The organism is Pseudovibrio ascidiaceicola (genome assembly GCF_900114245.1).
GTDB lineage: Bacteria > Pseudomonadota > Alphaproteobacteria > Rhizobiales > Stappiaceae > Pseudovibrio > Pseudovibrio ascidiaceicola.
Genome location: NZ_FOSK01000019.1, coordinates 73,344 through 87,367, shown reverse-complemented (window position 1 = coordinate 87,367; position 14,024 = coordinate 73,344). Strand labels below are relative to the sequence as shown.

General features: G+C 51.5%; 15 protein-coding genes. 8 read left to right on the top strand and 7 right to left on the bottom strand.

All coding sequences use genetic code 11. The features are described 5' to 3' along the window. The 4 genes from BM231_RS25195 to BM231_RS25180 form a co-directional block, all read right to left on the bottom strand. Positions 1-1,846, bottom strand: a 1,846-nt coding sequence (locus tag BM231_RS25195; RefSeq protein WP_139226401.1) for a filamentous hemagglutinin N-terminal domain-containing protein, incomplete at its 3' end; no start/stop codon positions are given. 39 nt (positions 1,847-1,885) lie between these two features. Continuing rightward, positions 1,886-3,628, bottom strand: coding sequence for a ShlB/FhaC/HecB family hemolysin secretion/activation protein (locus BM231_RS25190; RefSeq protein ID WP_093523957.1), 1,743 nt, complete (start codon positions 3,626-3,628; stop codon positions 1,886-1,888). After that, a complete protein-coding gene (locus BM231_RS25185) occupies positions 3,628-4,134 on the bottom strand; it encodes an invasion associated locus B family protein (RefSeq protein WP_093523955.1) in 507 nt (168 codons plus the stop codon). Before BM231_RS25185 ends, BM231_RS25190 begins: the two co-directional genes overlap by 1 nt. Before the next feature lie 21 nt (positions 4,135-4,155). Continuing rightward, complete coding sequence (locus tag BM231_RS25180; protein ID WP_093523953.1) at positions 4,156-4,965, bottom strand: tetratricopeptide repeat protein; 810 nt, start codon at positions 4,963-4,965, stop codon at positions 4,156-4,158. 950 nt (positions 4,966-5,915) lie between these two features. On the opposite strand from BM231_RS25180, the gene BM231_RS25175 reads away from it, so the two are divergent. From BM231_RS25175 to BM231_RS25155, 5 genes are all read left to right on the top strand, one after another. Further along, on the top strand, positions 5,916-6,200 hold the full coding sequence (locus tag BM231_RS25175; protein WP_208860643.1) for an SDR family oxidoreductase: 285 nt from the start codon (positions 5,916-5,918) through the stop codon (positions 6,198-6,200). 80 nt (positions 6,201-6,280) lie between these two features. After that, positions 6,281-6,523 carry a hypothetical protein gene (locus BM231_RS25170; protein ID WP_093523951.1) on the top strand — a complete coding sequence of 81 codons (243 nt, stop codon included), beginning with the start codon at positions 6,281-6,283 and terminating at the stop codon, positions 6,521-6,523. Between the two features lie 104 nt (positions 6,524-6,627). Continuing rightward, positions 6,628-7,839 carry a serine hydrolase domain-containing protein gene (locus BM231_RS25165; protein ID WP_093523949.1) on the top strand — a complete coding sequence of 404 codons (1,212 nt, stop codon included), beginning with the start codon at positions 6,628-6,630 and terminating at the stop codon, positions 7,837-7,839. 310 nt (positions 7,840-8,149) lie between these two features. Further along, positions 8,150-8,434, top strand: a complete 285-nt coding sequence (locus tag BM231_RS25160) for a hypothetical protein (protein ID WP_208860642.1) — start codon at positions 8,150-8,152, stop codon at positions 8,432-8,434. 171 nt (positions 8,435-8,605) lie between these two features. Further along, positions 8,606-8,992, top strand: a complete 387-nt coding sequence (locus BM231_RS25155) for a VOC family protein (protein ID WP_093523947.1) — start codon at positions 8,606-8,608, stop codon at positions 8,990-8,992. Positions 8,993-9,054: 62 nt separating this feature from the next. Here BM231_RS25155 and BM231_RS25150 read toward each other — a convergent pair whose 3' ends face one another. The 3 genes from BM231_RS25150 to BM231_RS25140 form a co-directional block, all read right to left on the bottom strand. Then, positions 9,055-9,282: a hexameric tyrosine-coordinated heme protein gene (locus BM231_RS25150; RefSeq protein WP_093523945.1), complete on the bottom strand. Its 228-nt coding sequence runs from the start codon at positions 9,280-9,282 to the stop codon at positions 9,055-9,057. Between the two features lie 150 nt (positions 9,283-9,432). Next, the gene (locus BM231_RS25145; RefSeq protein ID WP_093523943.1) at positions 9,433-9,903 is read right to left on the bottom strand and encodes a DUF411 domain-containing protein; all 471 of its coding nucleotides are present in this window, start codon (positions 9,901-9,903) and stop codon (positions 9,433-9,435) included. 53 nt (positions 9,904-9,956) lie between these two features. Further along, complete coding sequence (locus BM231_RS25140; RefSeq protein WP_093523941.1) at positions 9,957-10,310, bottom strand: hypothetical protein; 354 nt, start codon at positions 10,308-10,310, stop codon at positions 9,957-9,959. A gap of 239 nt (positions 10,311-10,549) precedes the next feature. Between BM231_RS25140 and BM231_RS25135 the strand changes: the two genes are divergently transcribed. From BM231_RS25135 to BM231_RS25125, 3 genes are all read left to right on the top strand, one after another. Further along, positions 10,550-10,870: a DUF1330 domain-containing protein gene (locus tag BM231_RS25135; protein ID WP_093523939.1), complete on the top strand. Its 321-nt coding sequence runs from the start codon at positions 10,550-10,552 to the stop codon at positions 10,868-10,870. Between the two features lie 182 nt (positions 10,871-11,052). Beyond that, on the top strand, positions 11,053-12,267 hold the full coding sequence (locus BM231_RS25130) for an MFS transporter (protein WP_093523937.1): 1,215 nt from the start codon (positions 11,053-11,055) through the stop codon (positions 12,265-12,267). Between the two features lie 137 nt (positions 12,268-12,404). Then, positions 12,405-14,000, top strand: coding sequence for an ABC-F family ATP-binding cassette domain-containing protein (locus tag BM231_RS25125; protein WP_093523935.1), 1,596 nt, complete (start codon positions 12,405-12,407; stop codon positions 13,998-14,000). Positions 14,001-14,024: the final 24 nt, after the last annotated feature.

The window sequence follows — 14,024 nt, the reverse complement described above, 5'->3', positions numbered from 1 at the left end:
TGCCGTCCGCTTCAATACGACCAGCCGTAATAGCCACAGTATCTGCGGAAACTTCTGAACCTGCCAGTGACGAGAACTGCGTATCAGCTGTGATCTGAACCAGGCTTTCAGCAGAGATCGTTCCCTCATTGTGAACGCCCTCGGCTGAGGACAGCTTTACGGTTGCTCCAATCAACGCCCCGTTGTTTTCCAGCCCCTTATCCAGCGACGAGATTACCAGCATCTCTTCTGCCTTGATGGTCCCGTTTAACGTTGCCGAACCAGTCGTTAACTCGATATTTTTGGCAAACAGCTCCGTCTCTGTCGCGCTTTCAAACGTATCGGCAATAGTAAAATCTGCAGCATTCGTGGCATTGATCTTGCCCAGATTCTTAAAGCTACCAGCAGAGGTAAGTTTAACATCACGGCCCACAAGCGAACCGCTGTTGGTTCCTCCACCCGCCTTTGCATTTAGTGTAAGGCTTTGTTTGGTAGCCAAATAACCATTGGTCTCAAGTTGCCCAGCCTCCAGAGCAATTGTCTTTGCTGTCACAACTGAATTTTTACTGGTCGTGAGTCTGGAGCCTGCTGCGAACTTTGCTGCATCTGTGACAGAAAGGCGTCCCTTGATTGAGAGATTGTCAGCTGCAGAAACATTGAGCTCTGTGGCTTCTACTTGAGCTTGCTCTGCAAACTGCACGGCGCTCTGTTTCGAAGTCGCTCGCAACTGACTTTCAGCCTTTAAAACACCTGAAATCTCTACAAGACCTGCCCCTTCTAACGTTACCGCTCCCCCGGAGATCTCGCCTGCAACAGTCAGGCTCCCATCTGATGAGCGCACATATACAGTGTCATTGGTTTCAGAAGAAACAGAGCCTTCCAGCAGGAGTGGCCCGGTGTTTCGGATGGAGACTTTCTTACGCGCTTTGATAAGTGGTGCATGTCCGCTCGTTGGTCCACCAAGGCTTAGTGTGCCATTAGCGCTCAAGGCGATGTTGGTTGCCGACGCCATTTCACCATTAAGGCGCACACCAACACCTTTTTCGGTTGCAACCAGTTTGATGGCATTGGCATACATGCCACCCAATGCGGACACATCAACTGCAAACTCAGGCGTCTCTTCCAGGCTTGATAGAGGTGTAACACCTGATACTTCACCTGTCTCTTCGTTGTAACTCCAATTGTAAGCAACAGCGTTTGCACCGCTCATCAGGTTCAGCTCATCAGCATGCACTGCACCATAAATTGCAGCTGCGCGCGAGATAACATCAACGCGTGATCTGTCAGTTGCAAATAACCGACTGTCTTGATTAAGACCACCTGCACCAATGGTGACGGTTCCGCGGCGAACATCAAAGCCAGCTAACGCGCCATTGTCCTCAAACCGAGGCTGACCTGTTGTCAAGGTGGTGCGGCCTGAATTGATAAAGCCACATCCATCGCATGTGATGCCGAACTCATTTGCAAGAATGACATCCATGCGTTTTCCGGCAACTTCCAGAACGCCGTTCAACTGAGCCTGATTGCCTCCAACAATCTCCCCGATCCAGCTTTGGGCTTCGCTACCAGGCCTGAGGTTTGGATTACCTTCAATCCAGCCCCCTAAACGTGTGTCTGTAATCGTTGCTGAGTTGTTGAGGATCAGATCTTTAACATCGAAACTGGTGTAGCGATCGTGAGAAACCCCGCTGGAGTTCGGCGTTGAGATATTGATAACCGGTGTGCCATTGGGAGCTTCACCGACATGAGGGCGGGGACCTGTGCTGGGATTAACCGGACGCACCTCGCCAGCATAAACAAGTACAGGTTGAAATGTGAGGACGACGCTAAGAAGCAGCGCAACTGACCGTTTGATCTTCTTCAACATTTTCAAAACCCCTTCGCACCGCCGATCGCGGTAAAATCGCTAAAAAGTAAAATTCAAACTGGCAAAGCCGACCGTCTTGTCAGCTTCAAATGCCGAAACGATATTTGGGAGATTGCGTTCAGGACGAGACAAAGCATGAGCCACTTGCACATCCAGTGTCACATTCTCTCCAAAGAAGGCAGTTGCTCCAAAATGTGCGCCTACCAGATAATCCTGAGACCAGGAGCGCAGCTCAGAAGGCTTTATAAGCCCTGCATCAACACCACCACTGAGCTTGAGGCGGAAGTCCTCCCGCTCAATGGCGTTCCACTCGATGGTGTTGCGCCAATAAGCACCCACATCCCCATACATATTGTCTTGATGAAACCCACGGACCGTAGACCACCCACCAATAGAGATTTGCTCGCTGCCCGGCAGAATATCTTGCGAGTACTGGCCGGATAGTGTTGCAGAATAAGTAAGAGGCGTAGACGGAATTGGCTTTTCAAAATCCAGACGCGCATGAATAAGCCTAAACTCAGGATCTACGATGCTCGCATCGCTGATCGTCGCCCCAAAAGCATCCAAACCAAACCCGGCACCGACATCCCAGCGTAGCTGAGCACTCCCCCATTTCGTCTCCCCGCGCCATCCAAGAGATGCAGTGCTTAAACGCCGTCTCTGGCTCATGATTTCAAAGCCATCGATGTAGGCCCGGCTTCGGCTGAGCTTAATGTCACCATAAGCGTAATGTTTCGAAAGCTTGTCTCGCCAGAACAAGCGTTCAATTGAAAGGTTGACGTAGTAAGAGTGCCCTTTAACGGGAAAGCTCTGGTTCAACCCGGAAAGCTTAAAGAAGTAGCGGCTCGCACCGCCTTCCAGCGTAAAGAGCCAGTACTCGTAAGGTACAGCAAACCGGCCTGAAATACTTTCCGAGTGCCGTTCCTCACGCGGATCGAATGGTGTGCCACTGAAGCTCACGCTGAGCTGATCATTGAGGTTTAGGAAATTATCAAGACCAAAACTTGCTGTCGTCTTAGTCGCTCCGGTATTATCAAAACCGGAGTTGTCTATTTCAAGTGAGCCGTGCAGGGGAAGTGTTTCCTCCAGAGTAATTTGGACAAAGGAACCGCCTGGTTGCTCACCTGGAATGAGCTTGAAACTGGCTTTGCTGGATCGAGGGCCATTCAGGACCTCCAGGCCTTGCTCCAGATCCCGAAGATTTAGCAAATCGCCGCGCTTACCACGAAACGCCGCCGCAATACGCGCATTGGCCTGTCTGCCATCCGCGTAGACGTATCCTTCGATAATGCCAGGAATAATGGTGATCGAGACAGTGCCGTCTGAGATAGTTTGCTTGGGCAGGTAAGCTCTGGTTGTGATGTATCCTAGATCTTTATAGTAAGCATTGACCGCGTTAAGTGAACGCACAATGTCTGCAAGGGTAGCGCACTTGCCAATCAGGGTATCATGAGCACCTGGAGGCTCTGCGAACCGTTCATATCCGGCGACCTCAACATGCTCTATGGTAAAACACGGACCACCCTCCGGCACGCTTAGTGGATCTTGCGGCATCTCTATCTGACCATCGCCTTCCTGCCGCGCTCTCGCTTTTTGCTTGTCTCTTTGTTGCTGTGTTTGAGCAGCCTCTTCTCGTTGAAGGGCGCGTTGCATTTGGTCTTGCGCTGACGGGGGAAGCTCCTGTGCGGCGGACGTGCGAGGGACAGCAAACCAAAATGTGCTTGTCACAACAATAAGAAGCAGGGTTTTGGCAGGTGAGTATGGTGCTAGATAATCAAGCATCAGCGCTCACCCTGTGCTTGAAAATCGGCATATGCCTGCGTAAACCCTTTAAGCGAAACCGGAAACTCGACGATCCGATCTTTCTTCAGCCAGATCCTTATGGTCGCACTTCTGCCTCGCTTAAAGGCTTCCAGAACAGCCCCGCTTAACTTGAAACCAGCGTGGCAGGCCGTTTGATCACAAAGTTCATAAAGAGCTTTGTAAGGGCGTTTGCCATCAACTGAAATCAGGATGCCCGAAGCAAGGTAAACACCGATTGGCACGCTCATGAGGGCAAAGGATGTCCCGGCTGACTTGCGCCACACGACAATTATTTTGAATTGCTCCGGATCGATTGTGGAAGACGCCCTGTTCGGCAGCAACTTGCAGCCGGCAGCGCATTCTACGCTCCAGTCGGAAAACGCAGTTTGTACAATGGCTTCTCCGGCCATGCCGAACCTAGGCACGCCTGTTAGCACACCGAACGACAGAACAGCCGTCAGTAAAACAACAATCAAACGAAACATAAAAGAGATCCGGAAACGGGCCTATAGCACCGGTTGCACAGGTTTTGCTTTCCACTCGCGTGAAAACGCCTGAGCTTCTTTAAGTTGGGCCGCACTCAGCTGGGATCGCAAAGCAGAGCGCAACTCCGCAGCGCCCTCCATCGCACGCGTTGTTGCCAAATTGGCATACCCATAGGCTTTGACGAGATCTTTCTTTACCCCATAACCATGGGTGTAGGCCTTGGCCAGCTCAAACAAGCCAAGTGGATTGCCCGCAGCTGCGGTGTTGGAAAAGAGAAACACAGCTTGTTCAGGATCGGATTTCACCCCGGTACCATCCCGATAGGCCTGTCCGAGAAGATTAATCGCTGCTACATGAGACTGCGAGGCAGCCTTTTGCCAGTATATTACTGCTTTAGCCTGGTCAATGGTCACGCCCTTGCCTGTGTTATAGAGCGTACCGCAGTTAAACTGCCCATCAGCATCGCCCGCATCGGCTGCTTCACAAATAAGTTCCGATGCTCTTTTGAAGTCTTCCAATACGAACTGGCCGTTAAGATGCATCAGGCCAAGGCGGTTTTGAGCTTTAGCGCTTCCCTTTGAGGCCGCAGCAGCAAAAAGTTGTGCCGCCCGTTGAATATCCTTATCCGTTCCCAGGCCAACCTCAAACAAACGACCAATATAAAACGCGCCATCGGCTTCACCAGCCTCATAGGCTTGACGGAAGGTTTTGACGGCCCCCTGAACGTCTCCGGATTCCAAAATTTTAATGCCCGCAGCAACATCGGCAAGAGCGGGATTTGTCTGCACCATAACAACGGCGGCAAACGCAATGCATCGCAGCAACTTCATGAGCTATGTACGCCTAAAAAATCACAAGAGCCAGGATCGGAGAAAACACTCCAAAGCCACTCTTCGCAAATAGGTTTCAAGTTAATAATTGAAAGTATAAGTATAATTCACATCAATCAAAGTCAAATGAGATTAATTTAATATGTAAATATTTAATGGTATTATATTTATAGCAATTTTATAAAAATAATACTTAGATCTAAATCTCAATTTGTAAAAAAAAACAATTACTTACTGCATTGCAGTGAGTGACTTAAAAATTTGATGCAAATTTAATAGCATATATTAGTATTTAGATAAAATCAGAAATAATAAGATCCTTTAAGGCATCAGAAAAAGAAGGCGGAATTGTATAAATATTGGTGCCAAATGAATGCGGTATCAGACCTCACATGATGACGCCATTGTGCAGCTTTAAGTACTCTCTAAATTGGAGTTCTACCCTGATCCTAGGCAATGAATATGTTCACGTTGATTGTTGCAAGGAGGCAAGCAATGTGAACCAAGCGAGGCAAGCGCATAGAAGAGTATAAAGCAAGCCATCGATCATCGACTTTATGAGCATAGAACAAGGTTCAACTGGACCAAACATACATGGGAAGCAAAACATGTAAATATGATTTGGATCTGGCCTTCATACCATCCATAAGGGGCGACGAAAGGAAGTGCTGCATACAGAGGCTAGGCACACGTAGGAATTTGACCGCATTTATCCTAAACCGACGAAAGTGACGGTTACATTTTCAGAGCCGCGCGCGCGGGCGGCCTGGGCTTAGGAAGGGGACGCGCAAGTGCCTAACTAACTGTTCGCAATTAATGTGGGTCGGAACTTATAATTGCAGGCTGGTTGCAAACAATGTGGGCTCATTCGCAAATAATGTGAGCTTCGCACCCCGGATAGATGCAGATAATTCGGGCTCAAAACACGATGTTTGCAAGCCGAAGTGATTATGATTGCAGGTCGTGACATTTATGAGATTGGTGCGCGCATCAACGTTCTCAGCCCCGGCCCGATTGATACGCCTGCGCTTGCCAACGGCGGGCTCACTGATGAGCAGGTGAAGGCCACAAACGAAACATTCGGCAACATGCTCGCCGCAGGGCGTGTTGACCAACCAGAGGAAATGGCAGCCGTCGCCGTATTCCTCGCCTCCTCAGAATCCTCGTTCATGTGCGGGGCTGATGTGCAGGCGGATGGAGGCATGAATCAGATCAGGCTGCCTCGCGCTTCCTGATCTGGTCGCCAACATTCTGGCAAAGGCCCACCCTGCAACTGGGGTGGGCCACTTTCGCAATATTTTCAGGGCCTTAAATTATGCCATCAGTTAATCCCGGCACCGCCATACTCAACGGCGAAAACCCTTTTATCTGGCTGAGCGAGACCAGAGACGGCCCACGCACATCCGAGGCAAGCCTCTGGACCATCACATATTCTCTTTATGGCGCTGGCCATGCTCTGTTCATCAAGAGCGGGCTGACCAAAAATGAAGTAGGAATTGGTCCGGCAGAGTTCAAAGCTGCCACCGAACTACGTTTTCATCGAAATGCAATTTCCTAGTTTACTATTTTCCCAGGCTGTGGCTGACTTTGAGTTGATTTCGAAACGAATCTCAATTGATTTTAATAAATTCCAAAGACCGAATACTCGAGAGTGAGCTTCCTATGAAACGCCGTTATTTGTTAGTTGCGCTAGCCGTTGTATTGGTTGCGGCATCCGTGCTGACTTATCTCATACAGACTGGAGAACGTGGACTCGGGCGTCAAGAACGGCCTCTCCGAGATCTGGAGGTAACCCGACTTGATGCAGCTAAGACCGAGGATCTGGGTTGGGACTCAAAGAAGCTGGATACACTTTTTAACTACGCTGCCGGTTTGAGCACTGACAGCTTCATGATCGTCACCAATGGTCAAATAGTTGGCGCATTCGGTGACCTTTCAAAGTCCTACAGTGCTCATTCAATAAGAAAATCGCTTCTGAGCACTCTGGTTGGTCAGCAACTGGCTTCGCACACAAACGAACTGCGCCTTGAGGCGACACTGCAGGAACTGGGTATTGATGACGCCCCGGTTCCACTAACGCAGTTGCAGCGACAAACAACCGTGCGTCATTTGCTGCGAAGTGTTTCAGGTATTAACCACCCTGCAGCCGCATCGGGTAGTCTGCAAGCGGATATAGACAGGCGTTTAGGGCACTCAGAAAACCAACCTGGGACTATTTGGGCTTACAACAACTGGGACTATAACGCGCTGACAACAGTCTTTGAGAATGCAACAGGTTCCGAGATTGCAGAGTTGTTCCACGTCGGAATCGCACAACCTGTGGGGATGCAAGACTTTGATCGCTCTGCCGTATCTTATGCCGTTGATCTTCAGCAGTCCAAACATAGGGCAGCAATGTTCAAAATGTCTGCGCGTGATCTGGCAAAAGTTGGTAGTCTCTACCTCAACCGCGGAGCTGCTGACGGGCAACAGGTTCTTGCTGAAAACTGGATAGAACTCATTACAGCAGATTTCACTGAAACAGGCTTTGGCGGGCTGCGAAGCGGGCATGGATATCTGTGGTGGATACCAGAAGAAGACACTGGTCTACCTGAGGGGACTTTCTGGGCGTGGGGACTGGGAAATCAGGCGCTTATAGTGATCCCCAAATGGAATACGGTCATCATCCACCAGTCAGACACCACCGAGTTCCGGAAGCGATTTATTCCCCTGACCACTAGTGAAAAAATGACCGGAGAAGAGGCAATAATGCAGCTTATCCGCTCATGCCGCGAACGTGCTGCTCGTGAAACTGAGTATTGCATCGAACATCGCTTTGTCACTCGGAGCGAGTTTGAGAAGCTCGTATCATTGGTAGTTGCTGCGCGAGAATAAAGCGGTTGGGGCAATCGCAATAAACTCACCTGCGCATATGAGCGAAATTAAAGTTCCAAGCAATTTTCGCCGAAAATAACGACAACTTAAAGCTTAGCCCTCGATGATCTCTAGTCGTTGCACGTTGTAGGCTTGGTAGATCTGTGTTGTTCAAAATTACCCGGTCTGAAGGATAAATTTCCCTCCAGAATGACATTCTATTACTTAGAAAGTTGTCGTAGAAGCTATTTAACGCACATCAGTGCGCAACTTAATTCTCTACTACCTGATCGGTCACCGCGGACTTCCTAGAATTAGGTAGATTGTCGGTATGAGACTTTATTGCCCTCAGACAACAGGATCTGGTGTTGTGTTTGCAGAGACAGACCCAAATGTCGGCAAGTTGGATGCACTCCTAGCTGCGCAGGGCATCAAACAGGATGAGATCACATACGGCCTCGACATCGACCCGCAGCAAGCCATCAAAACACGCAGGGATCTGCTCATTCACCTTGCAGAAAGCGGCACCCCATTGGCAGCCACACATCTGAGCTACCCTGGCATGGGTCATGTCACTCAGGATGGTGATGGCTTCATCTTCAAGCCACTGAGCTGATCGCCGAGGTCGCGCCTTTCTTTTGAAGCCAGTTCAGCCGGTTGGCCTCCGTTCCCTAAGCGGGGTTCAACCAGCTTTCTTGCTCAGGATCATCTGCTGGCCTAACATGATCGCCTCCATTCTTTCAGCATATGATGCGTAGGCAAGGTATTTGAGCAAGGCAATTTTGAGATGAAGACTACCAGCATTTCTGAGCTGACCGCAGAGTTTGGCGTGATCCTGTTTACGGAGAACTTTGAGGCCTGCGTGCAGTTCTATGAGCACACTCTGGGCCTGCAAGTTATTGAACGCGCGCAAGATTTGGTCAGTTTCCGTCTTGGCGGCGGCTATCTTATGGTGGAGCGCGGCGGGCACGGCAGCACCGCGCAAAAGACGCGCACCCAGAACCCCTGCGTCCTGCGGTTCAACACAGACGACATGGACACAGCTATTGAGGTGCTGCGCGCCAAAGGGCTGGACGTTCAGGCGCAAGTGTTCGACTGGGGCACAATCGCAGCTTTCACAGACCCGGACGGGAATCTATGCGAGCTGAAATCTCCTGCCCTCGTTGGAGCATGACCAAACATCTCCCCGAAAACCGCATGGCCATCGGGGATGTGTTTCAGCGTAAGAAAATCAGCTTATTTCCAGTAATCATTCGCAGCGGCGATTGTTCTGAAGTGCTCTGCAACGGTCTGCGAAGCGGCGATAAGCGCTTCTGAATCATATTCGTACATCAAACGCATAGCAGAGCGGACTTCGGCATCCGGCTGCATAAATTTGATGGCCATGCGGGAAAGTTTGACTGCAAGCTCATAGCCCTCTTGCGGGTTGGCTGTTTGCAGTGTTGGGAGCCAGTTCTCATCCATAATTCGCGTCCTTTTGATTTGGCGATTTTGGAAGAGTCGGGCAGGCGAGACAGGAGTGCAATCTCCCCAATTTCCATTGGGATTTGTCGGAGGGGAACCCTCAGAGAAACAGGCAGAAGCAGCGCTGCTCCTGCCCATAAACTCTAGAGATTAGTTGCCGACTTTTTGGTAAACAGCAGGCTTGCTACCAACCACTTTAGGCAGCGCGAATACAGTGTATTGGGTGTCCTCATCAGGCTCACCCATGCCCAAAGACCCCATCGGCATACCCGGAACGGAGAGGCCTTTGATGTCCGGACGCTCCGTCAGCATGCGGTTTACAGCATCCAGTGGCACGTGCCCTTCAAGCACATACCCATCCACGATAGCGGTATGGCAGGCTTCCAAATTTTCAGGCACGCCGACCTGCTGTTTGACGCGGTAAAGATCATCCGTCTTTTTCACAATCACGTTGAAGCCCGCCTTATCAAGAGCGTCGCCCCAAGCTGTACAGCATCCGCAACTCGGAGATTTGTAAAGCGTGACGTCTTTCTCGCCTTCAGCATGAGCAGGCAGCGTTAAAGCACTTGCACCAAGAACAGCAGTGAACACGCCAGCAAGTAGATTACCCTTGGAGATCATAAGTCCATCCAATCCAGTTTATTATTGATTTCAGCCAGTTAGAGTTTTGAGATCTAAGCAACTAAATGGATTGGGGGCCTGTCTATGCCGCTGATCTGAGCAGAATACACTGGCAGCAAAGCCGGTACAGATATGCTGGTACTGCGATACAAAGGAGAGACTGAATTGGCCTGATCCAGCAGGCCAAGTGTCGCCATGCAAGCAGTCATACCTGTTGCCATGGCTGTCTCGGTTTCACAGCAGCAACAAGATGATTTATCAGAGATCATATGCTCCATGGCCGACGCTTCTTGCTCAGCCAGAGCGAGTTTTTGTGCCGCACTGTTAGCCGCCATCTCACCCTGCATGCTCATGGCATAGGGCGTTGTGACAAACAGCGTCAATAATATGATCAGCACACGAAACATAGCCGCAACCTAAGTCCACATTGCGGCAGTTTCAAGTTAAACTGTTGTAATCTCCTACGCTGGACAGCGTGACAATTATGCGCACCAGATTTTTTGCTTCCTCCCCAAAAAGCGCTTGACCTCAACCTAACTTGAGGAAGTATTTGAGTGTCATCTCATCACAAGCGGGCTGAGGCTGTTCCCCCCAAAATGGCGCAATTCTGTGCTTTTGCCTCACCTGACAAAACTGGAGTACTGACATGAGTGAACCAAAAGTCGCCTACCTTGTTGCCAGCAGCTTCATGCCAGAAGGGCATGGCTCTATCGACGCATACGGCGAAAAAGCCGTTCCTCTTATTGAAGCTGCTGGTGGAGAATGCATCGTGTTTGGCGGACCAGATCAACCTTTCGAGCATTTGGAAGGCGCCTGGAACACCAATGCACAGCTGACACTCTTCCGGTTCCCGAGCATGGACGCGCTCATGACATTCTGGAACTCTCCTGAGTATCAGGAGATCAAACACCTTCGCACAGACGTAATCCCGCCGAACTTCACGATTGCCGTGGAATCCAGCGTCTAAAGCCCATTCTTGAGAAGGGATTACGGCGCTCTGTCCTCCAAGGATACGGCAGAGCGCCAATCTTCACGAAAATGCGTGCTGTACAGGCAACAGGTGCGCTTTATTTCGCAGAAACGCTGCGTTTTGCAGACAGGACCATGATCTACCGATAATCTTCAAAGATTGCTTCAGAGATTTTATCGATGACTGTTTCACGGCTGATTCTGTTTTATCAACTTTGCCTCACCAGTTTTCAATTTCCCCGCGCTATGCTCGGTGTCCTGTTTCCCTACCTCGTAACTGTCTACCTCGCTGAGAGCCCGGAACGGGTCAGCTATGCCATGACAGCCTCTATGTTGCCCAACTTGCTTGTGCTGTTGTTTGCCGGGGCCCTTGCCGATCGCCTGAACAAGCGCAAGCTACTCGTTTTGCTACACATCGCCAATGCGATCCCCGTTGTGGCGTTGACCATGTTGCTTCATTTCGGTTCTGTCGGGTTTGAAAACCTGATCCTCTTCGCACTGCTCTCCGGCACCACACTGGCATTCGTACAGCCCACACTGGACGGCATGCTCAACCACATCTCCTCCATGCGTATCCGGCGCGGCGTGACGCTTTCCGTTGGCATGCTCTATCTCGTTACGCTGGCAGGGTTCTTGCTCGCCAGCAGTGTGGAATGGGTTGGTGTTGCGCCGCTGCTCGGCATCTCCGGCGCGCTCTTTCTGGCTGGTATTGCAACAAGCCTGCATCTGCCAGACACGCCAGCGCTTGCAGTCAAAGACAGACCCAGCATCCTCAGTGAAATTCGTGCGGGTCTGGCTTTGGTGCTGTCTTCCAAAACTCTGAGATTGCCTGTGTTACTAATGAGTTCGGCGGGCCTCATATTGGGCGGCCCCTATGCTGTCCTCGTGCCGCTTATTTTGCGGGACACCTATCAAGCCACAGGGTTTGACTTTGCGCTGGCCTTTGCTGTCTTCATGGTGGGCGGGGCCTGTTCCAGTGGCATACTGCTCAAACTGGGAGCGATCAGAAATCCAGTTCCATTGCTTGTCGCAGGCTACAGCATGGGCGGTTTTGCTCTGCTTTTCTGGGCTATCTCCCCGCCCTATTGGGCTTTTCTTGGCAGCATCTTCTTTTGGGGCATCGGCGGCGGCATCTGCCTCAACATGAGCCGCACCATCTTGCAGGAACAAGCGCCCTCAACCCACAAATCCCGCGTGCTCAGCGTCATGTATCTGGGTGATGAAGGCGGCGCGCCGCTTGGCAGCCTGATAACGGGAGCTCTGATCACCACTCTCAGCCTCTCCAGCGCCTCCGTCATTCCCGGTGCTGCAGTGCTCCTCATCTCTCTCCTTCTATTGCTAGCCCTAAGCGCACAACGAAGTGAGGCAAAAGCAACACAGGATGGGGGGCGCTGATAATGAGGCCGCATGTGCCTTGACTTCCCGTGCAATCCGCATAGTCTCTGGGCCGATCAAAACGCGAGGAGATAAAGCGATGAACAAGAACAGGACAACCCATTCGACCTGCCCTGTTTCTGTGAAAGTTCATCACCATGCCTTTGTCTATCTCACTCAATCACCTGTCTTGGGCGCTTCCTGACGGTACGGCCCTTTTTTCTGATCTTAATCTTCAGTTTGCTGCACACCGCACCGGCCTGATTGGCCGCAACGGCACAGGCAAAACAACCCTGCTGAACCTCATCAGCGGTGCGCTTACACCTGCGTCCGGTTCTGTCTCCGTGCAAGGTTCCATAAGCCTGTTAAAGCAGCGGCTGCAAAGCGGACCTCAGGAAACACTCGCAGATCTGTTTGGCATCACCAAAGCCCTGCATATTCTGCAAAAAGCTGAAGCCGGGACGGCCAGCATGGACGAACTAGCTCAAGCCGATTGGACGCTGGAAAGTCGTATGGAAGCAGCGCTTGCTCACATGGGGCTGGAAATCTCCGCTGACCATCCGCTTTCCACTCTCTCCGGCGGGCAGATCACACGCTGTAGGTTGGCGGCACTTCAGTTTCACGATTCTGACTTTCTGCTGCTGGATGAGCCAACCAACAATCTGGATGCGGATGGGCGGGACGCGCTTGGCACCTTCCTCGCCAAGTGGCGCAAAGGTGCGATCATCGTCAGCCATGACCGTGCCTTGCTGGAGCAGATGGATTGCATCGTTGAGCTGACCACACTGGGAGCCTCAGTGTTTGGCGGCAACTACAGCTTCTACAAGGCGCAAAAAGCATTGGAACTGGCTGCTGCTGAACAAGATCTGGCATCTGCTGAAAAGCGCATTGGCGACCTTAACCGCAAGATTCAGAGTGTCACTGAGCGCAAAGCCCGTAAGGATGGTGCAGGCCACCGTGCGCGTGCCAAACGCGACCAGCCCAAAATCCTCCTCAACGCCATGCGCAACAAAGCTGAAAACAGCCTTGGAGAAAACGCCAATCTTGCATCTCGAATGCGCGAGGAGGCAGAGCAAAGTTCCAAAGCCGCCCGCGAGAAGATCGAGGTGCTGGAACAGCTGAGCATCAGCATCGCTTCCTCTGGCATTGCAAACGGTCAACGGGTGCTGGCAGCCAACGGACTGAGTGTTGGCTATGACAAAAACCAGCCCTTGCTCCGCAATTTTTCACTCGTGATAACAGGACCAGAACGCATCGCCATCAAAGGCGCGAATGGGTCTGGCAAAACAACGCTGCTGAAGACGATAACGGGTAAGCTCCCGCCCCTGTCCGGCACTTGCCAGCTGCACCCCTCTGCACGCGTGCTGGACCAAAGTGTCAGCCTGTTGAACCCAGACCTGTCGGTGCTGGAAAACTTCCGCGTGTTGAACCCGGAGCAGGATGAAAACACTTGCCGTGCTATCCTCGCCCGTTTTCTTTTCCGCGGAGATGCCTCCACACAGCAGGTCCAAACCCTCAGCGGTGGCATGATGCTGCGCGCCGGCCTCGCCTGCGTACTCGGCGCAGCCCAGCCCCCCAAACTGCTCATCCTGGACGAACCCACCAACCACCTGGACCTCACGGCCATTGAGGCCATCGAATCCGCCCTCACCACCTACAACGGCGCCCTCCTCATAGTCAGCCACGACACGGCATTTTTAGAGAATGTTGGGGTGACGAGGGAGGTTGTATTGGGGGAGACGGTGGGGGTGTGAAGGTGAAGCAAAAAGCGGAGGCTC